19 protein-coding genes are annotated in these 21,995 nt (G+C 64.4%); 11 read left to right on the top strand and 8 right to left on the bottom strand.

The window, feature by feature from the left end:
• Nucleotides 1-11 precede the first annotated feature (11 nt).
• Nucleotides 12-1,820, top strand: a complete 1,809-nt coding sequence (locus tag AC3WLX_RS04410) for a hypothetical protein (RefSeq protein WP_492334831.1) — start codon at nucleotides 12-14, stop codon at nucleotides 1,818-1,820.
• Here the strand turns inward: AC3WLX_RS04410 and AC3WLX_RS04405 are convergent.
• Nucleotides 1,817-3,307, bottom strand: a complete 1,491-nt coding sequence (locus AC3WLX_RS04405; protein WP_492334830.1) for a DHA2 family efflux MFS transporter permease subunit — start codon at nucleotides 3,305-3,307, stop codon at nucleotides 1,817-1,819. The genes AC3WLX_RS04410 and AC3WLX_RS04405 overlap by 4 nt on opposite strands.
• A gap of 422 nt (nucleotides 3,308-3,729) precedes the next feature.
• On the opposite strand from AC3WLX_RS04405, the gene guaB reads away from it, so the two are divergent.
• A complete protein-coding gene (gene guaB / locus AC3WLX_RS04400) occupies nucleotides 3,730-5,223 on the top strand; it encodes an IMP dehydrogenase (protein WP_291625461.1) in 1,494 nt (497 codons plus the stop codon).
• Nucleotides 5,224-5,339: 116 nt separating this feature from the next.
• On the opposite strand, the gene AC3WLX_RS04395 is transcribed toward guaB, so the two are convergent.
• Genes AC3WLX_RS04395 through AC3WLX_RS04385 form a run of 3 tightly spaced genes read right to left on the bottom strand, consistent with a single transcriptional unit; the run spans nucleotide 5,340 to nucleotide 7,618 of the window.
• On the bottom strand, nucleotides 5,340-5,987 hold the full coding sequence (locus tag AC3WLX_RS04395; protein ID WP_492334829.1) for an HD domain-containing protein: 648 nt from the start codon (nucleotides 5,985-5,987) through the stop codon (nucleotides 5,340-5,342).
• A 42-nt stretch (nucleotides 5,988-6,029) separates the two neighbouring features.
• A complete protein-coding gene (locus AC3WLX_RS04390) occupies nucleotides 6,030-6,851 on the bottom strand; it encodes an alpha/beta fold hydrolase (protein WP_492334828.1) in 822 nt (273 codons plus the stop codon).
• Nucleotides 6,852-6,853: 2 nt separating this feature from the next.
• A complete protein-coding gene (locus AC3WLX_RS04385; protein ID WP_492334827.1) occupies nucleotides 6,854-7,618 on the bottom strand; it encodes an SDR family oxidoreductase in 765 nt (254 codons plus the stop codon).
• Nucleotides 7,619-7,812: 194 nt separating this feature from the next.
• Between AC3WLX_RS04385 and AC3WLX_RS04380 the strand changes: the two genes are divergently transcribed.
• From AC3WLX_RS04380 to AC3WLX_RS04370, 3 genes are all read left to right on the top strand, one after another.
• The gene (locus tag AC3WLX_RS04380) at nucleotides 7,813-9,378 is read left to right on the top strand and encodes a winged helix-turn-helix domain-containing tetratricopeptide repeat protein (RefSeq protein WP_492335914.1); all 1,566 of its coding nucleotides are present in this window, start codon (nucleotides 7,813-7,815) and stop codon (nucleotides 9,376-9,378) included.
• Nucleotides 9,379-9,571: 193 nt separating this feature from the next.
• Nucleotides 9,572-10,594, top strand: coding sequence for an NADPH-dependent curcumin/dihydrocurcumin reductase (gene curA, locus AC3WLX_RS04375; RefSeq protein ID WP_492334826.1), 1,023 nt, complete (start codon nucleotides 9,572-9,574; stop codon nucleotides 10,592-10,594).
• A 172-nt stretch (nucleotides 10,595-10,766) separates the two neighbouring features.
• Nucleotides 10,767-11,069: a hypothetical protein gene (locus tag AC3WLX_RS04370; protein ID WP_492334825.1), complete on the top strand. Its 303-nt coding sequence runs from the start codon at nucleotides 10,767-10,769 to the stop codon at nucleotides 11,067-11,069.
• Between the two features lie 2 nt (nucleotides 11,070-11,071).
• Here AC3WLX_RS04370 and AC3WLX_RS04365 read toward each other — a convergent pair whose 3' ends face one another.
• Both AC3WLX_RS04365 and AC3WLX_RS04360 read right to left on the bottom strand, forming a co-directional pair.
• Nucleotides 11,072-11,911, bottom strand: coding sequence for a metallophosphoesterase family protein (locus AC3WLX_RS04365; protein WP_492334824.1), 840 nt, complete (start codon nucleotides 11,909-11,911; stop codon nucleotides 11,072-11,074).
• 80 nt (nucleotides 11,912-11,991) lie between these two features.
• Nucleotides 11,992-12,606: an acriflavin resistance protein gene (locus tag AC3WLX_RS04360; RefSeq protein WP_492334823.1), complete on the bottom strand. Its 615-nt coding sequence runs from the start codon at nucleotides 12,604-12,606 to the stop codon at nucleotides 11,992-11,994.
• Nucleotides 12,607-12,761: 155 nt separating this feature from the next.
• Between AC3WLX_RS04360 and AC3WLX_RS04355 the strand changes: the two genes are divergently transcribed.
• Both AC3WLX_RS04355 and AC3WLX_RS04350 read left to right on the top strand, forming a co-directional pair.
• Nucleotides 12,762-13,184 (top strand): MAPEG family protein, encoded by a 423-nt coding sequence (locus tag AC3WLX_RS04355; RefSeq protein ID WP_492334822.1) that lies wholly within the window; start codon nucleotides 12,762-12,764, stop codon nucleotides 13,182-13,184.
• Nucleotides 13,185-13,314: 130 nt separating this feature from the next.
• Nucleotides 13,315-14,616: an RsmB/NOP family class I SAM-dependent RNA methyltransferase gene (locus AC3WLX_RS04350; RefSeq protein WP_492334821.1), complete on the top strand. Its 1,302-nt coding sequence runs from the start codon at nucleotides 13,315-13,317 to the stop codon at nucleotides 14,614-14,616.
• Nucleotides 14,617-15,063: 447 nt separating this feature from the next.
• On the opposite strand, the gene AC3WLX_RS04345 is transcribed toward AC3WLX_RS04350, so the two are convergent.
• Nucleotides 15,064-15,273, bottom strand: a complete 210-nt coding sequence (locus tag AC3WLX_RS04345) for a cold-shock protein (RefSeq protein ID WP_015686739.1) — start codon at nucleotides 15,271-15,273, stop codon at nucleotides 15,064-15,066.
• A gap of 260 nt (nucleotides 15,274-15,533) precedes the next feature.
• Complete coding sequence (locus tag AC3WLX_RS04340; RefSeq protein ID WP_492334820.1) at nucleotides 15,534-15,866, bottom strand: DHCW motif cupin fold protein; 333 nt, start codon at nucleotides 15,864-15,866, stop codon at nucleotides 15,534-15,536.
• Between the two features lie 367 nt (nucleotides 15,867-16,233).
• Here AC3WLX_RS04340 and guaA point away from each other — a divergent pair, with 367 nt between their 5' ends.
• From guaA to cydB, 4 genes are all read left to right on the top strand, one after another.
• Complete coding sequence (gene guaA, locus AC3WLX_RS04335) at nucleotides 16,234-17,832, top strand: glutamine-hydrolyzing GMP synthase (RefSeq protein WP_492334819.1); 1,599 nt, start codon at nucleotides 16,234-16,236, stop codon at nucleotides 17,830-17,832.
• A gap of 156 nt (nucleotides 17,833-17,988) precedes the next feature.
• Nucleotides 17,989-19,296 carry a cation:proton antiporter gene (locus tag AC3WLX_RS04330; RefSeq protein ID WP_492334818.1) on the top strand — a complete coding sequence of 436 codons (1,308 nt, stop codon included), beginning with the start codon at nucleotides 17,989-17,991 and terminating at the stop codon, nucleotides 19,294-19,296.
• 239 nt (nucleotides 19,297-19,535) lie between these two features.
• Nucleotides 19,536-20,984, top strand: coding sequence for a cytochrome ubiquinol oxidase subunit I (locus AC3WLX_RS04325; RefSeq protein ID WP_291620481.1), 1,449 nt, complete (start codon nucleotides 19,536-19,538; stop codon nucleotides 20,982-20,984).
• Complete coding sequence (gene cydB / locus AC3WLX_RS04320; RefSeq protein ID WP_492334817.1) at nucleotides 20,981-21,991, top strand: cytochrome d ubiquinol oxidase subunit II; 1,011 nt, start codon at nucleotides 20,981-20,983, stop codon at nucleotides 21,989-21,991. The genes AC3WLX_RS04325 and cydB overlap by 4 nt, the downstream gene beginning before the upstream one ends.
• The last annotated feature ends 4 nt before the right edge of the window (nucleotides 21,992-21,995 follow it).

Here is a 21,995-nt window from a genome sequence, read left to right as displayed (position 1 = left end):
GACTTGCCTTGATGTCACTCCTGTCCCTCCTACTCACTCTCGGCTTCGCAGCAGCGTCCCGCGCGCAAACGTCGATCACGGTCGACACGCAGGTGTCCTTCAACATCGGCCTAAGCGGCAATGACGATCTCGGCGATCTCAAGAAAATCTATCAGAGCGCGAACAGCCCGTCAGAACAGGCTTTCGATCAGTTCAACCAGATCATCACCGATACCGGCATGAAGCGGACGCGCCTGCTGCTCAGCGATGTCTATTGCGACGTCGACCAGACCGGGGATGTGTTCGGGTACACGCTTGACGGCGTCTTCCATCCGGGTGAGTGCCAGCCATTGGGGTGGCATCTGGATTGGGCCCTGGTCCGCGGGCTCTCGCCTCATGTGGCGGTCGGGTCCTTCATGCCGCCGCGCTTCGTGCAATACGGACCTGGTGAGAGTTGGGCTGTGGAGGGACCGGCTCCTGCACTCTTCCAGAAATATGCCGACGCTCTCGTGCGCTACATCGCCAAGAAGTCGTTCGATGGCGGGGCGCCTTCCGTCATCTTCGAGGTCAGCAACGAGGCTGATATCGCCGATACGGCTCCGGAGAACTGGAACGACATCAATCCGTCCGCCTATACGCTCAAGCCGTTGGGATCTTGGGGCCGTTGGCTGTGGTGGATGGACCCGACCAAATATGTCCTCAATCAGTGGCCCCCGCTGCAATCCCACACGATGTCCAGTGCCGAAGACCAGACCTTGTCTTATCCCTATCAGCTCGACGCGCGCCGTCTGCCGAGGCAGCTCTTGCCGGTTCAGAAGGTCTTCTCGAAGGCGATCGAGAACATCAGAAACGAACTCGCCGCCAACCAGAACTATAGCGGCAAGACCCTGGAAATGGCCGGACCGGCCCTGGTTGGACTGAGCCTTGCCTATTATCCGGCGGAGAATCTTCCGACTTTGGAGGAGGTCTTTCTCGACCAGACCTTCAATCCGCTGGCAGATACGTATCTGTCAAAATTCAACGCGCGGCTCGATCGCTTCTCATTCCACTACTACGGCTCGACGGACGGCACTGGCGGCTTTGCGTACTTCGGCAATCTGGTCGACACGGTCAAGGCCAAGCTGGACGCGCTGAGGGCGAACAACGCCAGCATGCCGGATGTCAAGCTGTTCCTGTCGGAATGGGGCCCGACGGCCTATGAGGCAACTGACGTCAATTACTCGCACAAGGGGGCGGCCTGGACGGCGGCGTTCCTGCACGAAGCGTTGAAGAAGAAGATCTCGATGGGATCGTATCTCATCATCGGTGACGGCCAGGGCGATCCGAACATCGCGCCTTACACGGGACAGGCGAGCCTGCTGCACAAGGTGCCGCGTGGCGAGGCCCCGGCCGACTATTATCCGAAGCCGGTTGCGAACCTCTTCAAGATGTACAACAAGATGTCCGGCCAGCGCGTGCAGGCAGCCCTGACCGGCGGGTCCGGGTCCCACCTCAATGCGTTCGCGACCTGGGATAGCGGCAGCTCCACCGCCAACGTCATGCTGTACAATTACGATGCGACGCGCGTCTTTGGAAACAACACGTCGGCCGAGACGCCGGAGGCGTTCTCGCTTGCCATCGACAATCTGCCTTTCCTCAACGGACCAGTGACCGTGGAACGTTACTTGATCGATGCGACGCACAGCAATCTGGCGCTCTTCCTGGTCGATGCAACCCATTCGTCCGAACTGCAGAAGACGTCGCTGACGGGCACCGTCACCAACGGAAGGCTCACTTTGTCCGATACGCTGGGTTTGGGCGTTTCGCTCTACCGGGTGTTGCCGTCGGTCGTCGGGCCCTAGCCCAGCCTCTGGTCCCGCACGTCCTGGGTATCCTCGGTCGCCGCCTTGACCGCAGCCTTCTCCGCGCCCTTGCCGGCGCCCTTGCGGCTCGCGATCTCCACCGCCTTGCGGCCGGAGATCTCGTTGCCGGCGTCGGCGGGCATTTGCCAGAAGAACCAGCTCGAAGCGGCCGAGGTCAGCGCGACCACGACGAAAGCCGGCGCGAACACGGTCGCGTTGAGCTCGCTGACATGGTGGAACCACATCGTCGTCTCGACGCAGGCCGCGCCGACGGCGACGCCGGCGGAGACCGCGAGCTGCTGGTTGACGCTGACCAGCGTCGTGGCGCGGCTCATCTGCGCGGTCTCGACCTCGGCATAGGCGACCGTGTTGATCGCGGTGAACTCCAATGAGCGGAAGAAGCCGCCGACCACCAGGATCACCATGATGATGAGCAGCGGCGTCGTCACCGTGAACAGCGCGCAGACGCCGAGGAAGAAAGCGCTCACGATCGCGTTCACCGTCATCAGGTTGCGGAAGCCGAAGGTGCGGATGATCCGCGCGGCCAGCGTCTTCATCCCCATAGCCCCGAGCGAGGAGGCAAAGGTGACGAGGCCCGAATGGAACGGCGAAAGGCCGAAGCCGATCTGCATCAGGAGCGGCAGCAGGAAGGGCAGCGCGCCGATGCCGAGGCGGAACAGGAAACCGCCGAACACGGCCGCGCGCAGCGTCGGCAGCTTCAGGAGCGAGAAATCGAGCACCGGCGATCCGGTTCGCCGGGCATGAATGACGTAGAGCGTCATCGAGATCGCACCGCCTGCGACCAGCGCGGCAACCGTGGTCCAGGGCAGCAGATTGAGACCGGCAACCGAGAGCCCGAAGGCGATGCCTGCGAGACCGATGCCGGCGAGCACCATGCCGTAGAGATCGAACGGCTCGGGTTGCTCGCTCTTGATCGGATCGATGAACTTCAGCGCCATGAAGATGCCGAGCAGCCCGATCGGGATGTTGATCAGGAAGATCCAGTGCCAGGACGCGTAGGTGGTGATGAAGCCGCCGAGCGGCGGTCCGATCACGGGGCCGATCAGGGCGGGGACCGTCACCCAGGCCATGGCGTTAACCAGCGCGCTCTTGTCGACCGAGCGCAGCAGCACGAGCCGCCCGACCGGGGTCATCATCGCGCCGCCCATGCCTTGCAGGATGCGGGCGAACACGAAATCGGTGACCGAGGTCGACAGCGCGCAGCCGACCGAGCCGACCATGAACACGCCGACAGCGATCGCGAACACCATCCGCGCGCCGAACCGGTCGGCGGTCCAGCCGCTCGCCGGAATGAACACCGCGAGTGACAGCAGATAGGAGGTGATCGCGAGTTTCAGCGTCAGCGGGCTGGTGCCGATGTCGGCCGCGATCGCCGGCAGCGAGGTGGCGATCACCGTGGAATCCATGTTCTCCATGAAAAGCGCGGTGGCCACGATCAGCGGAATGACGCGTTGCTTGTCGACCATGACGGATTGGTAATGAAAATCGGAAGGAGGGTGGAGTCGCGGCTTTATCACCGCCGTCCGCCGCCGACTATTGCGGATCCACGCATGGCACCTACGTCCCGCGTAACAACGGTGTGACCCACAGCCTCGTCCTTCCGGGGGCGTCGCTTCTCGCTCCACCGTCATTCCGGGGCGCCCCTTGGCGCGAGCCCGGAATGACAGCCGAGGGGAGGCGTACTGATCCAACCCCGGCGAATTTACGTAAAAACCCTGTGCATGGCTGGCCAGCGCGCCGATTTGCTTTGATTCGTCACGCGGGCATGCTATCGACCCGCGTCAACCCCACTGATGGGCTCCGATTCTCAAGGCGATGCCGCAAGGTACGCCGAGGGCGGCGCTCATCCATAGCTATTTGCGGCAAGACCGCAGGAAGGAGTTGGCAAATGGCCACGGTGCAACTTCAGGGCATCCGCGAAGCCTTTACGTTCGACGACGTGCTGCTGAAGCCTGGCCTGTCGGACGTCATGCCGGGCGAGGTCGACATCCGCTCCCGCGTCACCCGCGCCATTCCGCTCAACATCCCGATCATGGCCTCGGCCATGGACACCGTCACTGAGGCGCGTATGGCGATCGCCATGGCGCAGGCTGGCGGTCTCGGGGTCATTCACCGCAATTTCGATCCCGAGGGGCAGGCCGCCCAGGTGCGGCAGGTCAAGCGTTTCGAGTCGGGCATGGTGGTGAACCCGCTCACCATCAGCCCCGAGGCCACCCTCGAGGATGCGCTCAAGCTTATGAGCGATCACGGCATCTCCGGCATTCCCGTCGTCACCGGCGCCGGCAAGAACACGCCCGGCAAGCTGGTCGGCATCCTCACCAACCGCGACGTCCGTTTCGCCACCGACCGCCGGCAAAAAGTCTCCGAGCTGATGACGCATGAGGGCCTCGTCACGGTGCGCGAGAACGTCAACCAGGACGAGGCGCGACGCATGCTGCACCAGCATCGCATCGAGAAGCTGCTCGTCGTCGACGAGCAATATCGCTGCGTCGGCCTCATCACCGTCAAGGACATGGAGAAGGCGGTCGCCCATCCGCTCGCCTGCAAGGATGCGCAGGGGCGCCTGCGCGTCGCCGCCGCCACCACGGTGGGAGATACCGGCTTCGAGCGAACCGAGCGGTTGATCGATGCCGGCGTCGACCTCGTCGTGGTCGACACCGCGCACGGCCATTCCCGTCACGTGCTGCAGGCCGTGAACCGCATCAAGCGCCTGTCCAACTCGGTGCAGGTCGTTGCCGGCAACGTCGCGACCACGGAAGGCGCGCAGGCGCTGATCGACGCCGGCGCGGACTGCATCAAGGTAGGCATCGGTCCGGGCTCGATCTGCACCACCCGCATCGTCGCCGGTGTCGGCGTGCCCCAGCTCACCGCGATCATGGATGCGGTGGAAGCGGCGAAGAAGGCCGACATCCCCGTCATCGCCGACGGCGGCATCAAGTTCTCCGGCGACCTTGCGAAAGCGCTCGCCGCCGGCGCCGATATCGCCATGGTCGGCTCGCTGCTCGCCGGCACCGACGAGACGCCTGGGGAAGTGTTCCTGTGGCAGGGCCGTTCTTACAAGGCCTATCGCGGCATGGGTTCGGTCGGCGCGATGGCGCGCGGCTCGGCGGACCGCTACTTCCAGCAGGACATCAAGGACACGCTCAAGCTCGTCCCTGAAGGCATCGAGGGCCAGGTGCCCTACAAGGGCCCGGTCGGCAACGTCATGCACCAGCTCGCCGGTGGCCTCCGTGCCGCGATGGGCTATGTCGGCGCACGCGACATGAAGGAGCTGCACGACAAGGCCCAGTTCGTCCGCATCACCGGCGCCGGCCTGCGCGAAAGCCACGTCCACGACGTGACGATCACGCGCGAGAGCCCGAATTATCCGGGCGCGGGCTAGTCGCGTTGCTCGCGCGCGGGTTTGGCGCGCCAAGATACTGCCGTGCCCCGCTCGACCCGAGCGGGCCGCGAGCAACCGCGTCGTCGCGGTCGCTCAGGTAGGATTGAGATGCAATCCTACTCGGCAAAGGGCGCTGCATCCACCAGATCAACCACCGAAGGTGCTCGGTATCCTTCGACGAAGCGCTCGCCGAAATCCCGGACGAAATTGTCGTAGCTTGTTTCAGGCTTGGTGCTCGCGATATGGCAGAAGCAGCGGCGGAATTGCCGCTTCATCTGCATTCGTGGGAATTCGGCGACGATCCGCGACACTTCGGCGGCGGGAATGGCGTCGTATTGCAGCCCGATGACGTCGAAGCATATCCCGGCTGTTGAGAGCGCAACCTCGCTCTCCTTGTAGAGAGCGATCGACGGGGTTGAGTTCAGCGCGACGCTGTCCCAGATCAGCTGGGCACGGCGTTGGTCGAAGCCGCGCTCGGCGGCAAAGTGGCGCGCCAGGTCCGCCCCTTCGACCTCGAAGCGGCGCGGACCGGCGAAGCTTTCGTTCAGCGTGATGTCGTGCAGCAGGGTATCGACCGCGAGCACTTCCTCATCGTGTGCGACGTTCTGCAATTGTGCGAGCCGTACCGCGAACAGCCACGAGCGGACGACGTGGTTGAACAGATACGCTTCGCAGTGCCGCCGCGCATGATCGATCGCGGCATCGACGATCGGGGTGTCGGGAACGACTACGCCCGCGAGGGTCCGGTGGGCAGGTTTGTCCATGCTGCTGTCTTTCGCGCTCAGGTCTGCAGGAGAGCGAGATCGCTAGCCCCGGATGAACTTCAGGAGCTCGGCGTTGACCTGATCCTGATGGGTGGCGGTCAGGCCGTGCGGGGCGCCGGGGTAGTAGACCTCCTTGGCGCCCTTGATGAGCTTCGCCGATTTGCGTGCGGAGTCCTTGACCGGCACGATCTGGTCGTCTTCGCCGTGCAGCACCAGCGTCGGAACGTCGAACTTCTTCAGGTCCTCGGTGAAATCGGTTTCCGAAAAGGCTTTGACACTCTCATAGGCATTCTTGGCGCCTGCCTGCATGCTCCACAGCCAGAACTGATCGAGCGTACCTTGCGAGACTTTCGCACCCGGTCGGTTTGCGCCGTAAAAGGCAATCGCCAGATCCTTATAGTATTGCGATCGGTCGCCCGCGACGCCTGCACGAATGGCGTCGAACACCCCGATCGGAAGTCCCTCCGGATTGGCTTCGGTCTTCAGCATGATCGGCGGCACCGCCGCGATCAGCACCGCCTTGGCGACGCGACCGGTTCCGTGGCGGCCGATATAGCGTGCGACCTCGCCACCGCCGGTGGAATGGCCGATCAGCGTGGCGTCGCGCAAGTCAAGCGCTTCGATCACCGCAGCGAGATCGTCCGCATAGCCATCCATGTCATTGTGCTCCGAGGCCTGGCTGGAGCGACCGTGACCGCGCCGGTCGTGCGCGACAACGCGAAAACCGTGCTGGGCAAGGAACAGCATCTGGCCGTCCCAGGCGTCTGCATTAAGCGGCCAGCCGTGCGAGAAGGTCACGACGGGCCCTTGGCCCCACTCCTTGTAGTAGATCTCGGTGCCGTCCTTGGTGGTGATCGTGCTCATCGCTATGCGTCCTTTGGAGTGACAAGGGAATTTTTGAGCCAGTCGGTGAGCCGGGTCGGCCCGAGCCGTGGCGCGTCGCCCGGCGTCAGTGACCGATCGTTCAGGGGCAGGCCGAAATAGTCGGCATGGATATCGGGGATCACGCGGCGCGTGTCGCCCCTGGCGGCCAAAACCTGCTGCGCGAAGTCATCGAGGCCGCGCCTTTCGGGACCAGCGATCTCGACTATGCGGTTGCCGGGCGGACCGAGCGCCAATTCGGTCAGTGTGGCCGCGACGTCGTCGGCGGCGACAGGCTGGAAATGCGCGGGCGACAGCCGGATCACGTCGCCGTCGGTGCCGCCTGCGATGATCGCGTCGATGAATTCGAAGAACTGCGTCGCGCGCAGGATGGTGTATGGAAGGCCTGATGCTTGGATGAGCTCTTCTTGCACGAGCTTTGCACGAAAATAGCCGCTCGCCTGCAATCGGTCGGTGCCCACCACCGACAACGCGAGATGATGCTTCACGTTGGCGGCGGTTCCAGCCGCCATCAGGTTGCGGCCCGAGGTCCGGAAAAAATCCATCGCGGTCTTGTCATCGAAGGCCGGCGAGTTCGCGACGTCGATCACGACGTGGGCACCGCGGACTGCTTCGGCGAGGCCCTCGCAGGTCAAGGTGTTGACGCCAGAGGAGGGCGAGGCCGCGACCACTTCGTGGCCTTTAGCCTGAAGCCCGCGTACCACATTGCGACCGATCAGGCCGCTGCCGCCGATCACCACGATCTTCATTTTGTCCTCGCGCCTTGTTCGCTCCAGAGGCGGGAGGATGCGCCCGAATCCGACTCAAGACCTTGCTGGGGACGTGCAGGGCCCTTGGTTTTTGCTTGAAATCTGCTTGCAGTTTCGTCCAAACAGGGCGCAACAGCCTCGATTGGGGCGCGCCGAGAGCGGGATGCGGCTCGGTGTCAAGCAGGGCCTTTGTGGTGCGTTTCACCTTCGAAGCCTATGTCCTCGATGCTGACCGGCGGGAGTTGCGGCGAAACTCCGAGGCGGTCAATCTCACGCCGCAGGCTTTCGATCTGCTGCTCTATCTGGTGCGCAGCCGCGACCGTGTCGTTAGCAAGAACGATTTGTTCGACACGGTGTGGGGTGGGAGGATCGTCTCGGAATCGACATTGGCCAGCCACATCAACGCTGTGCGCAAGGCGCTGGAAGACAGTGGAGAGGTGCAGCGGCTGATTCGAACCGTTCCGCGCAAGGGGTTTCGCTTTGTCGGTGTGGTGCACGAAGCGGCCGATCAGCTCATCGCGATCGTTCCGTCGGCGGAGAAGCCGGTCGCCGCGCTCGACCTGCCCGACCGGCCCTCGATCGCGGTGCTGCCGTTTCTGAACCTGAGCGGGGACCCGGCTCGGGATTACTTCGCTGACGGAATAGTCGAAGACATCATCTTCGGTCTGTCTCGAATCCGGTGGCTGTTCGTGATCGCCCGCAATTCGAGCTTCACGTACAAGGGCCGCGCGGTCGATGTGAAGCAGATCGGCCGCGAACTCGGCGTGCGCTACGTGCTGGAAGGCAGCGTGCGTCGCTCCGCTGGTCGTGTGCGCATCACGGGACAATTGATCGACGCCTCCACCGGCGCTCATCTTTGGGCTGAGCGATTTGAGAGCACGATGGAGGATATCTTCGAACTGCAGGACCAGATCACCGCCAGCGTCGTGGGCGCGATCGCGCCGCAGCTCGAACTGGCCGAAATCGAACGCGCCAAGCGCAAACCGACCGAAAGCCTCGATGCCTACGACTATTATCTCCGCGGGCTGTCGCAGTTCCACACCGCGACCCGCGAAGGAATCGATGCAGCGTTGTCGCTGTTCTACCGGGCGATCGATCGCGATCCGGACTTCGCCGCAGCTTATGGCATGGCGGCGTGGTGCTTTTACTGGCGCAAGATGAATCGCTGGCTCACGGATCGCGTCGCCGACGGCGCCGAGGCGGCGCGGTTGTGCCAGAGCGCGGTGACGTTGAACAAGAGCGACGCGGTTGCGCTGTGCCGCGGCGGCCACGCCTGGCCGCATTTCGGCGGCGACCTGGACACCTGCGTCGCCCATGTAGACCGCGCGCTGGTGCTCAATCCGAATTCGTCGACGATCTGGTATCTCGGCGGCTATCAGCGAATCTCGATGGGCGAACACGACAGCGCGATCACCCATTTCAGCCGAGCCATGCGGCTCAGCCCGCTCGATCCGGAGATATTCCAGATGCAGACCGGGATCGCGATGGGGCACCTGTATTGCCGCCGCTTCGATGACGCGGTGGCGTCGCTGCAGCAGGCGACGCGGCAGATGCCGAACGTCCTGCGGGTGGCCGCCTTCATGGCGGCGAGCCACGCGCTGGCCGGGCGGATGGACGAAGCCCGCGAGGCGATGGGCCACGTCCGGAGGCTGGATCCGACTTTACGGGTCGGCGTCTTGCATGATTGGCTGCTGGTCCGCCGCCCGCAGGATTTCGCGCTCGCTGCGGAGGGCATGCGGATGGCCGGGCTACCGGAATGAAGGGACGCCCGTCGGCACAGAATGCTGGAAGCGGCGGCAACGGAGCTGAGGCAGGCGTGATCGGCGATAGCCGTTGATTCGACGGTGACGCCCCCTCGGCGCCGAGGGAGCCGGACGCCCCTCGCTTTTGTATTGACGTAGCTACATCCCTCCGCTTCCGTTCGCGGCGAAAGCCAATCCGGAGGAAGCCATCATGTCCCAAGCCAAACGCATCGTTCTCGCCGCGCGTCCCGTCGGCGAACCCAAGCCGACTGATTTCCGCTTGGAGGAATTCACTGCTCCGACGCCCGGGGCGGGCGAAGTCCTGTTGCGGACGATCTGGCTTTCGCTCGATCCCTATATGCGCGGCCGCATGAGCGAAGGACCATCCTACGCGGCGCCAGTGCCGGTCGGCGGCGTGATGGAAGGCGAGGCGGTCAGCGAGGTCGCGGTCTCCAACAATCCCGATTTCGCGGTTGGCGACATCGTCCGCGCGCGCACCGGCTGGCAGTCGCACGCGATCTCGAACGGCAAGGGACTGATCAAGGTCGATCCCAAGCTCGGACCGATCTCCACCTCGATCGGCGTGCTCGGCATGCCCGGCATGACCGCGTACACGGGCCTGCTTGACATCGGCAAGCCGCAGGAGGGCGAGACCGTCGTCGTCGCAGGTGCTTCCGGTGCGGTTGGCTCCGCGGTGGGGCAGATCGCCAAGATCAAGGGCGCCCGCGTGGTCGGCATCGCCGGCGGCAAGGACAAGTGCGACTACGTGGTGAAGGAACTCGGCTTCGATGCCTGCATCGATCACCGCGATCCCGATCTCGCGGCGAAGTTGAAGGACGCGTGCCCGAAAGGCATCGACGTCTATTTCGAGAATGTCGGTGGCGCCGTGTTCGAGGCAGTGTTCCCGCTGCTCAACCCGTTCGCGCGCGTGCCGGTCTGCGGCCTCATCGCCCATTACAACGACACCGAGGCCAAGCCGCCGAAATGGGCGGGCGCAATGATGCGCAACATTCTCACCAAGCGACTGACCTTCCGCGGCTTCATCGTCTCCGACTTCGCCTCCCGCCATGGCGACTTCCTGCGCGACATGTCCGGCTGGGTCCGCGACGGCAAGGTCAAGTACAAGGAGTTCGTCACCGAGGGCCTGGAGAGCGCGCCGGCCGCCTTCATGGGCCTCCTGAAGGGCGCCAATTTCGGCAAGCAACTGGTGCGGGTCGGGCCGGACAAGACCTAGCGTGACGGGGAGCGGAATTCACGCGCGGCCCCGCGGCCACATTCCGGATGGGGATAGTTAATAAAGCGTTACCAAGTGGTCACACCTGCCCGTAAAAGCCGCAGGTGTGACCTCCGGTTCATTGACGGCCGGACGAAGGCATTGAATCATCGCAGATATTTTAGGTGCTGCGATGTTCGAGATCAGTGTTTTCAGCGTAATCCTCCTGGCGGCCGGCTATTGGGCGACGATGTTCGTCATGGGCCGGCGCGACGACGTCATCCACGGCAAGTTCGTCCACACCGAGGACGTGGGCGATCTTGCTCGCCATCCCATGCCGGCACCACTGCCGCCCTTTCCGAAGCATCCGCTCAGGGCGGGGTCAATTGCCGGGCAATCCCCCGCCGCCCGTGCTCCCGCAGCCGAGCCGGTGAACAGCGAGGCACTTGAATCCCTGCTCGCCGCGATCCAGCGCGATCTCAAGAGCGTGGCCTGAGCTCAGTGCCCGCCCATCTGGGCCAGCAGTTCTTCGATATCGACATCGCGCTGGCCCGCCGCCCGGACATGCCGGACCTCGACGCTGTCGGGCCGGAAACGGTATTCGACCAGGCCGACTTCCTTGATCGCGATCCGATCCTGGCGGGAATCGTTGATGACGAAGCCGGCAGACGGCGCCCAGACGTGCCGGGTGTGGCGGAAGGTGAAGTCGCGGCGCTGGTGCACGTGGCCGCTGGCGATCAGGCGCAGGTCGACACTGCCGAACATGTCGATCAGCTTGGCCCGCGCCGGCTGCGGCACGTAGCGGATCGACGTCTCCGGCGTCTCGGCGTCGTCGGGCAGGCCGAGAAATAGCGGCTTGTGCAGGAACAGCGCCACCGGCCTGCCGTTTGCGCGCGATATTTCGGCCGCAAGCCAGTTGAACTGCTCGGCCTCGAAGGCGAGCCCTGAATTCATGACCAGGGAATTGAGGCCGATGAAGCGCCAGTCCGCGGCCTCGAACGACCAATGGTCTTCGCCGATGATCTCGCAGAACTGCCGGCGGTGCATCTCGTCGACCGGCGGCTTCGGCGCCGGCCCGATTGCGGTCGGATTGTCCCCGATGTCGTGATTGCCGGGCAGGTAGCGGCAGGGGACGGGCAGGGCGTCGTGCAGGCTCTTGGCGAATTCGATGTCGTCGCGGCTGCTCGGTCCGTCGAACGAGACGTCGCCGGTGTTGACGACGAGATCGGGCCTGTCGGCGTTGATGTGCTCGCTGATCGCCGCGAAGTTGGCGATCAGGCCGGGAAAGCGCCGGCCGAGATGCGTGTCGGAAATCTGGGTCAGGCGAAATTCTGGCATACGATCATCCTACGCGTCGCCGCGCGTCGGAACGATGACGGCCGGGCCAGGATCACTGCATCGATCGCAGCGAACAAAGTTTAAAGCACGCGATAGCGGATGGTGTAGCCGTCCTGCGGCGCGCCGGCGCCCGCGACCGGCGCGGCGATGCGGTCGGCGAGGTGCCAGGGGCCGAACTCGCCGGAGCGATGCGGCTCCGCCGGCAGGCGCAGGCGGAACTCGAAGGTGCCCTTGCCAGGCAGGTGCACGACCAGCACGCGCTCCGCGGTGCGGTGGTTGAGCGCGACCGCGCCGCGCAGCAGCGCCCGCCCGTCGGCGAGGTCGCGCACGCCCTCGACCAGCGCCAGGGTCTGGTTGCGGTCGGTATGCAGCTCGATCTGGGTCTCGGTCGCCCCCGTCAGCATCTGCCGGGGCATGCGGATCTCGAACTCGACGGCGGGCTTGGACGGATTGAGGCCGAGATAGGCAAGGGCTGCGTGGCGCATGTCGTAGGCGGCAAAGCCGAACAGGGCGAGCGCGGCCAAGGTCGCCAGGCCATGCCGGGCGACATCGCGCCACGTCCGGTAGCTCAGGCGGAAGTACACGGTCATCGCCAGCGCAACCGCGAGCGCTGCCGCGAGACCCGACAGCACCGACATCAGGACGCCGAGCTGGCCGCCCGCGGCTTCGGTGAAGAGGCTGGACAAGGAATTCATCGCGCCATCTCGCTTCGGGCTGGAGAGCCCGAAAGTGCTTTGACTGTCGCTGCTTGGTCGCCGAAGCGGGAACGCCGGTTCAAGTCGTTCATTGTCAGCGCCGGGAGTCGCGGCTAATGACGGTCGGCGGCATTTCGCCTCCCGGGAAAGTTCCGATGTCCGTTCAAATGGTTTTGCTGCCGGTCTTCGTGCAGGTCGCTCTCACCTTCGCGCTCCTGATGGGGATGGTCGGCGCGCGCCGCAAGACCCTGGTCTCCGGCGAGACCAGGATCCGCGATATCGCACTGGGCGAGCCGAACTGGCCGAAGGGCGCCACGCAAATCGCCAACTGCTACCGCAACCAGTTCGAGCTGCCGGTGCTGTTCTACGTCCTGATCGCGCTCGCCTTGCCGCTTCGCCGCGCCGATCTCTTCATCGTGCTGATGTCCTGGGTGTTCGTGGTGACACGCTTTGCCCATGCCGGCGTGTTCGTCTCCTCGAACGATCTGGGGCGCCGGTCCATGGTCTGGCTCGCCGGCGTGCTGGTGCTGCTGGCGATGTGGATCTATTTCGCGCTGAAGCTGCTGTTGCTGATCTAGAGCATGATCCGGAAAAGTGTGAAGCGGTTTTCCGAAAAGATCATGCTCAAACAACAACCTAGAGCGCGATGACGATTCATCCTAATCGCAACGCGCTTTAGGCGCATGCGCACCACTTGAAAGAATTCGAATGACCCCCGCTGCCCGGCTGTCCGCAGCCATCGAACTGATCGACACCATCGAGAGAGACCGCGTGCCTGCGGCGAAAGCGCTGAAGGAGTGGGGCACCGCGCACCGCTTTGCCGGCTCGGGCGACCGAGCCGCCATCGCCGGCCTCGTCTGGGACGTGCTGCGCCGCTACGCCTCGAGCGCGTTCCTGATGGATTCCGATACCGCGCGGGCGCGCCTGATCGGCATGCTCCGCCTTGAGCGCCACATGGACACGGCGACCATGGCCGCGCTGTTCGATGGCAGCCGGTTTGCACCGGCGCCGCTGACAGAGGCCGAAGAGGCCGCGCTTGCCTCGCGGACCCTCGAAGGCGCGCCTGCGGCGATTGCCGGGGATTACCCGGAGTGGCTCGATCCCCACCTTGCCAAAGTGTTCGGGGAGGACCGCGCCGCGGAGGCCGCCGCGATGGCCAGCCGGGCGCCGCTCGATCTGCGCGTCAACACGCTAAAGTCCAATCGCGACAAAGCGCTGCAGGCACTTGCTCATCTTCATGCGAAACCGACGCCCTGGTCCGCAACCGGCCTGCGCATCGAGCTTTCGGCCGACGCGCGCAACCCGGGCATCCAGGCAGAAGAGGGTTTCATCAAGGGCGCCATTGAAGTGCAGGATGAGGGATCCCAGCTTGCGGCCCAGTTCACCGCGGCAAAACCCGGCGAGCAGGTGATCGATCTCTGCGCCGGCGCCGGCGGCAAGACGCTGGCGCTCGCCGCCCTGATGCAGGGCAAGGGCCGGTTGATCGCGACCGACCGCGACAAGCGCCAGCTCGCGCCGATCCACGAGCGGCTGTCGCGCGCCGGCGTCCACAACGCGGACGTCCGCACGCCCAAGGGCGAGGCCGATCCGCTCTCGGATATCCGCGCCTCGGCCGATCTCGTGGTCATCGACGCGCCCTGCACGGGAACCGGAACCTGGCGCCGCAACCCCGACGCCAAATGGCGGATGCGGCCCGGCGCGCTGGAGATTCGCCTGCGCGACCAGACCGAGGTCCTGGAGCGTGCGGTCCCGCTGGTGAAGCCGGGTGGCCGCATCGCCTACATCACCTGCTCGGTGCTGGCAGAGGAGAATGGCGAGCAGGTGCGGGCCTTCGTCGCACGCCATGGCGCGTTCGCGGTGGTGCCACCTGAGCAGACCGCGAGCGTGCTCTGGGACAAGGCGGAGGCGTTCGGCGAGGCCGCACTGAAGTCGGCGGAAGGCTGGCTGATGACGCCGCGCCGGACCGGCACGGACGGGTTTTTCGTGGCGGTGCTGAAGAAGACGGACTGATATCCCTCCGCCGTCATTCCGGGGCGCCCGCAGGGCGAGCCCGGAATCCATGGTGCGGCAGTGTGTGCGGTTCGATGGATTCCGGGCCCGCGCTACGCGCCCCGGAATGCCAGTGTCGGCGTCGAGGAAAGGCGAGTCCCTGAGCGCGCCATGCCCGCCGTCTCTCGAATCCCAAAAGGACGTGGGCACGCTTTCCGCTTTGCCCACCCTAAAGGACTGAGGAAGGCGGGCTGATATCCCTCCGCCGTCATTCCGGGGTTCGCGAAGCGAGAACCCGGAATCCATCAGGCCGCGCAACTTGCTGCCCGACGGTTTCCGGGTTCGCCCTGCGGGCGCCCCGGAATGACGGGAGCCCCAAACAAAAACCCCGCCAACCGATCCCGGTCGCGGGGCTTTCGAGTTCTGTCGTTCTGCCGGTACGTCTGCGGTCAGAACGGTGCGCAGGCGTTAGCCAACGCGGAGATTGTCAGCCGAAGACTTGCCGCTGCGGCGGTCGGCGACGATGTCGAACGAGACCTTCTGGCCCTCGTTGAGGGTGGAGAGGCCGGCGCGCTCGACCGCGCTGATGTGCACGAACACGTCCTTCTGGCCGTCGTCCGGCTGGATGAAACCATAACCCTTTTGGGTGTTGAACCACTTCACGGTGCCCATAGCCATGGGAATTTCCTTTGTTAGAGAGGGTACGCACGCGGACCGGTACGCGTCGCTGCGCCCTTGATCCTGTTCAGTCGATGTTTGGAGAAGTCATCTGAAGCGTGCGCGCCCGTCGGTAACGAAGCGAAGCGGCCCAGTCGTTCGGCCAAGTATCGATGATCACAATATAGCGAGAATTTGGGGCCACTTCAAGGCACCACCCGTGTCCCGGCATGTCGCGAATCTTTGCTATTTTGCGATGCAAACGAACCGCTCCGCGCGCCTCAGTCGACGATGAAGAGGGTGGCGCCGGTCGTCGTCGAGGACCGGTGCGCGGCGTCGCCGAAGTCCGAGACCTGGTAGCTCATTCCGGCCGTGAGCTTGAATGTGCGCCCGTCGCGCAACTCGCTGTCGAGCTCGCCCTTCAGCACGTACAGCACGTGGCCGCGGTCGCACCAATGATCGGCGAGGTAGCCCGGCGAATATTCCACCATCCGCACCCGCAGATCGCCGATGTTGAGCGTGCGCCATTTTGCCTCGCCGGTCTCGCCGGCATGCGTGGTCGCCTCGACCTTGCTCCAGTCGGTGACGGTGAAGGGGCAGGTGGGGAGTTTCATGGGAGCGATCCTGTCTCCGGGCCGGCATCGTTTCTGTTAGCGCACGCCGTTGCCTCGGTCTTCGTCGCAACGAAGCTTGGGGTGTTCGCGCCTCATTCTCAACTGTCATCGTCCGGCTTGACCGGACGATCCAGTATTCCAGAGGCGGTTGCGTGATGCGGAGAAGCTGCGGCGTACTGGATTCCCCGCTTGCGCGGAGAATGACGCCGGGGGGTGGGTTTGCATCGTCCAAATCAGCCCCTGTTCGAGGGTCGGGCATATGGGTCAACAATACTTACCTATATCGTTTTGTCTATGCTCAAAGAAGCATGTGGGCGCGCGCGCCCGCGCGGTTGCGGCCCGGGCCGCACCGGCGTATCTGCTGGCCATGACAGCAGCACAGAACGACCGCTCCGCGTCGACGCCCTCGGTGGCCTCGGCGCACGACAAGATTCTCATCGTCGACTTCGGCAGCCAGGTGACGCAGCTGATCGCGCGCCGCGTGCGCGAGGACGGCGTCTATTGCGAGATCGTGCCGTTCAACAAGGCCGAACAGGCCTTCAACGAGATGAAGCCGAAAGCGGTGATCCTCTCCGGTGGCCCCGAGTCCGTGCACGAGGCTGGCTCGCCCCGCGCGCCGCAATTGATCTTCGCCTCCGGCGTGCCAGTGATGGGCATCTGCTACGGCCAGATGACCATGGCGGCGCAGCTGGGCGGCGAGGTCGAGGGCGGCCATCACCGCGAATTCGGCCGCGCCGATGTCGAGGTCAAGGCCGACAGCAAGCTGTTCGAGGACGTCTGGTCGTCGGGCAGCAAGAACCAGGTCTGGATGAGCCATGGCGACCGCATCACCAAGATGCCGCCGGGCTTCTCGGTGGCCGGCACCTCGCCGAACGCGCCGTTCGCGATCATCCAGGACGAGAAACGCAAATATTACGGCCTGATGTTCCACCCCGAGGTGGTGCACACGCCCGACGGCGCCAAGCTCATCCGCAATTTCGTGCGCAAGATCGCAGGCCTTTCCGGCGACTGGACCATGCGCGCCTTCCGCGAGGAGGAGATCGCCAAGATCCGCGCGCAGGTCGGCAAGGGCAGGGTGATCTGCGGCCTTTCTGGCGGCGTCGATTCAGCCGTCGCGGCGGTGCTGATCCACGAGGCCATCGGCGACCAGCTCACTTGCGTGTTCGTCGATCACGGCCTGATGCGCCTCAACGAGGCCGAGCAGGTCGTCGACCTCTTCCGCCACCACTACAACATCCCGCTCGTGCACGTGGACGCCTCGAAGCAATTCCTCGGCGAGCTCGAAGGCGTCACCGACCCCGAAGCCAAGCGCAAGACCATCGGCCGCCTTTTCATCGAGGTGTTCGAGGCCGAGGCCAAGAAGATCGGCGGCGCCGACTTCCTCGCGCAGGGCACGCTCTATCCTGATGTGATCGAGAGCGTCTCCTTCACCGGCGGGCCTTCCGTCACCATCAAGTCGCACCACAATGTCGGCGGCCTGCCTGAGCGCATGAACATGAAGCTCGTCGAGCCCCTGCGCGAGCTGTTCAAGGACGAGGTCCGCAAGCTCGGGCGCGAGCTCGGCCTCCCCGAAATCTTCGTCGGCCGCCATCCGTTCCCGGGCCCGGGCCTCGCCATCCGCTGCCCCGGCGAGATCACCCGCGACAAGCTCGACATCCTGCGCAAGGCCGATGCCGTCTACATCGACCAGATCAGGAAGCACGGCCTCTACGACGAGATCTGGCAGGCTTTTGCCGTGCTGCTCCCCGTGAAGACGGTCGGCGTCATGGGCGACGGCCGCACCTACGACTACGTCGTCGGCCTGCGCGCCGTCACCTCCACCGACGGCATGACCGCGGATTTCTACCAGTTCGACATGAAGTTTCTGGGCGAGACCGCCACGCGCATCATCAACGAGGTCAAGGGCGTGAACCGGGTGGTGTATGACGTGACGAGCAAGCCGCCTGGGACCATTGAGTGGGAGTAGGGAGGCGTATTGATCCAGGTGGCGCGACGGTACTTTCTCGAGCGGTGAGATTCGACTGCGTCGTTCACGTGCGCCGAAACAATCGGTAGGTTTCGATCGGTTCACGGGAATACTGCCCGCGTGTGAACTGTAACAGCTCTGCGGCGTTGAAGGTGGGTGCAAATCTCCTCCTTAGCGCCAGAACCTTACATCCTGATCCTGACCGGAGCGGGTCTGCTGATCGCGCTCGTCGCTTGGCTACCCCTCGCCCTGAAGCGGCTGCCGCTGTCTCTGCCGATCGTCTGCATTGGGATCGGTGCTGCGATCTTCTCGCTGCCGGCAGTCACGCTCAGGCCACTGCCGCTCAATTACCCCGACTTCACGGAGCGTTTCACCGAGTTCGTCGTGATCATTGCGCTGATGGGGGCCGGCCTGAAGCTCGATCGCCCGTTCAGCTGGCGAAAGTGGAGCGTCACCTGGCGGCTGCTGGCGATCACGATGCCGATCGGAATCCTGGCAATCACGGCATTGGGCGGGTGGATGCTGGGTCTGTCCTGGATCGCGGCGCTGCTGCTGGCGGCAAGCCTGGCGCCGACCGATCCGGTGCTGGCGTCCGACGTTCAGGTCGGGCCTCCCAAGACCGGGGAAGAGGATGAGGTTCGCTTCGGCCTTACATCCGAGGCCGGCTTGAACGACGGCTTCGCCTTTCCGTTCGTGCATCTTGCGATCGCCCTCGGCTTGGCGGCGACGACGGGGGAGCCATGGGCGGGCAAGTGGCTGCTTTACAACGTGGTGTGGGAGATTGCCGCCGGCCTGATCGGTGGCTGGCTCATTGGCCGGCTGTTCGGCTGGCTCACGTTCCACGTCCCCGCCGACACCAAGCTGTCCAGGACGGGAGACGGTCTGATCGCAATATCGGCCACGTTCGTTTCTTACGGCGTGACCGAAATCATCCACTGCTACGGCTTCCTCGCCGTTTTCGTCACCGCGCTGACCTTGCGCCGATCGCACCGCGATCACGAGTTCAACCGGCAGATGCACGACATCACCGAGCAGGTCGAGCGGCTGGCCATGATGGTCCTGCTGCTGCTGTTCGGCGGGGCGCTCGTCAGCGGCTTGCTGCGCCCGCTTCATCTGGTGGACGTGGCTGCCGCGGCTGCGATCCTGCTCATCATCCGGCCGATCGGCGGGTTGATTGCGCTGGCTGGATTCGAGGCTCGCTTTTCGGAGAAGATGACGCTGGCCTTCTTCGGAATCCGAGGCGTGGGCTCCTTCTACTATCTGGCCTATGGACTCAACCATATGGAGTTGACCGTCGGCGAGCGGCTGTGGGCTATCGTTGGCCTCGTAGCGCTCTTGTCGATTCTCCTTCACGGACTGACTGTTACGCCGGTCATGCGACAACTCGACAGGAGTCAGGGTCGGGATCCGGACGCCGATGATGCGCCTCCGCCGCCAAGCGCGCAACGACCGGCGTCGGCCTAGGATCGAACGATGCTCGGCGGCGGCGCTTTGACGCCGCGAGGACCCATTCGCGCGTCGAACTCAATCGCAGCTGCGCGGGGGTAGGACATTCCGACGTCTTGAGACCGTGTGGTCCCGACTGTAACGTCAAGCACACGGTCCGCAGAATGCCTAAAACTCTCGACATCTGATGATCGAGGAGTTGGAACCAGCACAGGCTGGCGTTTGCGAGTGGCCGCACTTGATGACGGGGCGGAGCCATGTCCGACTTACTGCCCAGCGCGTTGGATCTTGCGCGCTTCCAGTTTGCCTTCACGGTGGTCTGGCACTTCCTTTTTCCAGCCTTCACGATCGGGCTCGCGAGCTATCTTGCGGTGCTCGAAGCTCTGTGGCTATGGACGGGCCGCAGCGCTTATCTCGACACCTATCGCTATTGGCTAAAGATTTTCGCCGTCGCTTTCGCCATGGGCGTGGTGTCGGGCGTAGTCATGTCATACCAGTTCGGCACGAACTGGTCGGTGTTTGCCGACAAGACGGCGCCGGTGCTCGGTCCGCTGCTCGGCTACGAAGTGCTGACGGCATTCTTTCTCGAGGCCGGCTTCCTTGGAGTCATGCTGTTTGGCCTTGGCCGCGTCGGTCCGCGCCTGCATTTCGTCGCGACCTGTTTCGTCGCGGGCGGCACCTTGCTCTCGGCCTTCTGGATTCTCGCCGCGAATTCCTGGATGCAGACCCCGGCGGGACACGCCATGGGAGCGAACGGCCAGTTCATTCCCGAGAGCTGGCTGGCGATCATCTTCAATCCCTCGTTCCCCTATCGCTTCGCCCATACGGTCACCGCCGCCTACCTGACGACCGCGATGATCGTGGGAGCCGTCGGCGCCTGGCACCTGCTGCGCGACAGGATGAACGAACGCGCACGCATCATGTTTTCGATGGCGATGTGGATGGCCGCGATCGTGGCGCCGATGCAACTCCTGATCGGGGATCTGCATGGCGTGAATTCGTACCACCACCAACCGGTCAAGGTCGCCGCCATGGAAGGCCACTTCGAGACCGAGCGCCGGGCGTCCTCCATCCTGTTCGGCATGCCGGATGCGGAAGCCGGGGTGACGCGCGGCCAAATCGCCATTCCAGGATTTGCGAGCCTTTATCTCACGCATAGCCTCGATGGAGAGGTCAAGGGGCTCAAGGCTTTCCCGAAGGACACCTGGCCGACCAACATTCCGCTTGTCTTCTGGGCGTTCCGCATCATGGTCGGCTTGGGGATTCTGATGATCGTGCTCGGCATGACCTCGCTCGTCCTGCGTTGGCGCGGCGCTCTGTACGACGCGCCATGGCTGCACCGCTTTGCCGTGGCCATGGGACCGTCGGGGCTGATCGCGGTGACGGCCGGATGGACGGTGACGGAGGCGGGACGCCAGCCGTTCACGGTTTACGGACTGCTGAGGACCGCCGATAGCGTGGCGCCGATCGCGGCGCCGGCCGTGGCTGCGTCTCTGGCGGCATTCATCGTCGTGTACTTCGTGGTCTTCGGCGCCGGGATCGCTTATCTGTTTCACCTCTTCCGCCAGGCGCCTGAAGCCGGCGAGCACGGGCCGCCACAAGGCGAGCCGGTCCGTACGGCCGGCATTACGCCGGCGCCAGCCTTGATGGCAGGAGCGTCGGGCACGCCCAGAGCAGAGCCGCAGCCAGCGGGGATCAGGCCATGAGCATCGACCTCACACTGATTTGGGCCCTGCTGATCGCGACGGCCGTGCTGCTCTACGTGGTGATGGACGGCTTCGACCTCGGCGTCGGCATCCTGTTTCCGGCCGAGGTGGCGAAAGCCGACCGCGATGTCATGGTCAATTCTGTCGCCCCGGTCTGGGACGGCAACGAAACCTGGCTCGTGCTTGGCGGCGGCGGCCTGTTCGCGGTGTTTCCGCTGGCCTATGCAACGATCCTTCCCGCGCTCTACATGCCGCTCATTCTGATGCTGCTCGCATTGGTCTTTCGAGGGGTATCCTTCGAGATGCGGTTTCGTGCGCGGACGTCCGCCGGTGAAACATGGTGGGATCGCGCCTTCTCATGGGGCAGCTTTGCCGCCGCATTCCTCCAGGGCATCTGCCTCGGCGCGATCGTGCAGGGCATTCGCGTCGAGGGGCGTGCTTACGCCGGCGGCTGGTGGGACTGGCTGACGCCTTTCTCTGTCCTGACCGGTATTGCCCTCGTCGTCGGCTACGGCCTGCTCGGCGCGTGCTGGCTGATCTGGAAGACGGACGGCGCGCTCCAGGCACGCTGCCGCAATTATGCGCGCGTGCTCGGATTCGCGACACTCGGCTTCATCGCCGTCATTTCGGTGATGATGGTGATCCAGAGCCCTGCGTTCCGCGAGCGATGGCTGACGCTGCCGAACATGCTGTATGCAGCGCCCGTGCCGGTTCTCGTGGCCCTGCTGGCCTGGCGCTTTCACCGCGCGCTCGCAAAGGGTGAGGATGGGGTGCCGTTCCTGTGCGCGCTCGGCTTTTTCGTGCTGTCCTACATTGGGCTCGGCATCAGCATGTGGCCGATGATCGTGCCGCCCTCGATCACGATCTGGCAGGCAGCCACCCATCCCAGCAGCCAGGCATTCCTGCTCGTCGGCGCGGCGGTGCTGGTGCCGGTGATCCTGGTCTATACCGGCTACGTCTACTGGATCTTTCGCGGCAAGGTGCGGCACGGCGAGGGATATCATTGAGGCT

This window comes from Bradyrhizobium sp. FW305-F6, assembly GCF_058782905.1.
The sequence above is the reverse complement of the archived record's forward strand: the minus strand, read 5'-3'. Positions and strand labels throughout refer to the sequence as shown.

Coding starts and splice junctions, on each gene's coding strand:
- AC3WLX_RS04395 (WP_492334829.1), bottom strand. CDS start 5,987: ATGGACAAACCTGCCCACCGGACCCTCGCGGGCGTAGTCGTTCCCGAC.
- AC3WLX_RS04385 (WP_492334827.1), bottom strand. CDS start 7,618: ATGAAGATCGTGGTGATCGGCGGCAGCGGCCTGATCGGTCGCAATGTG.
- guaB (WP_291625461.1), top strand. CDS start 3,730: ATGGCCACGGTGCAACTTCAGGGCATCCGCGAAGCCTTTACGTTCGAC.
- AC3WLX_RS04370 (WP_492334825.1), top strand. CDS start 10,767: ATGTTCGAGATCAGTGTTTTCAGCGTAATCCTCCTGGCGGCCGGCTAT.
- guaA (WP_492334819.1), top strand. CDS start 16,234: ATGACAGCAGCACAGAACGACCGCTCCGCGTCGACGCCCTCGGTGGCC.
- curA (WP_492334826.1), top strand. CDS start 9,572: ATGTCCCAAGCCAAACGCATCGTTCTCGCCGCGCGTCCCGTCGGCGAA.
- cydB (WP_492334817.1), top strand. CDS start 20,981: ATGAGCATCGACCTCACACTGATTTGGGCCCTGCTGATCGCGACGGCC.
- AC3WLX_RS04365 (WP_492334824.1), bottom strand. CDS start 11,911: ATGCCAGAATTTCGCCTGACCCAGATTTCCGACACGCATCTCGGCCGG.
- AC3WLX_RS04410 (WP_492334831.1), top strand. CDS start 12: ATGTCACTCCTGTCCCTCCTACTCACTCTCGGCTTCGCAGCAGCGTCC.
- AC3WLX_RS04340 (WP_492334820.1), bottom strand. CDS start 15,866: ATGAAACTCCCCACCTGCCCCTTCACCGTCACCGACTGGAGCAAGGTC.
- AC3WLX_RS04360 (WP_492334823.1), bottom strand. CDS start 12,606: ATGAATTCCTTGTCCAGCCTCTTCACCGAAGCCGCGGGCGGCCAGCTC.
- AC3WLX_RS04325 (WP_291620481.1), top strand. CDS start 19,536: ATGTCCGACTTACTGCCCAGCGCGTTGGATCTTGCGCGCTTCCAGTTT.
- AC3WLX_RS04345 (WP_015686739.1), bottom strand. CDS start 15,273: ATGGCTATGGGCACCGTGAAGTGGTTCAACACCCAAAAGGGTTATGGT.
- AC3WLX_RS04390 (WP_492334828.1), bottom strand. CDS start 6,851: ATGAGCACGATCACCACCAAGGACGGCACCGAGATCTACTACAAGGAG.
- AC3WLX_RS04355 (WP_492334822.1), top strand. CDS start 12,762: ATGTCCGTTCAAATGGTTTTGCTGCCGGTCTTCGTGCAGGTCGCTCTC.
- AC3WLX_RS04350 (WP_492334821.1), top strand. CDS start 13,315: ATGACCCCCGCTGCCCGGCTGTCCGCAGCCATCGAACTGATCGACACC.
- AC3WLX_RS04405 (WP_492334830.1), bottom strand. CDS start 3,307: ATGGTCGACAAGCAACGCGTCATTCCGCTGATCGTGGCCACCGCGCTT.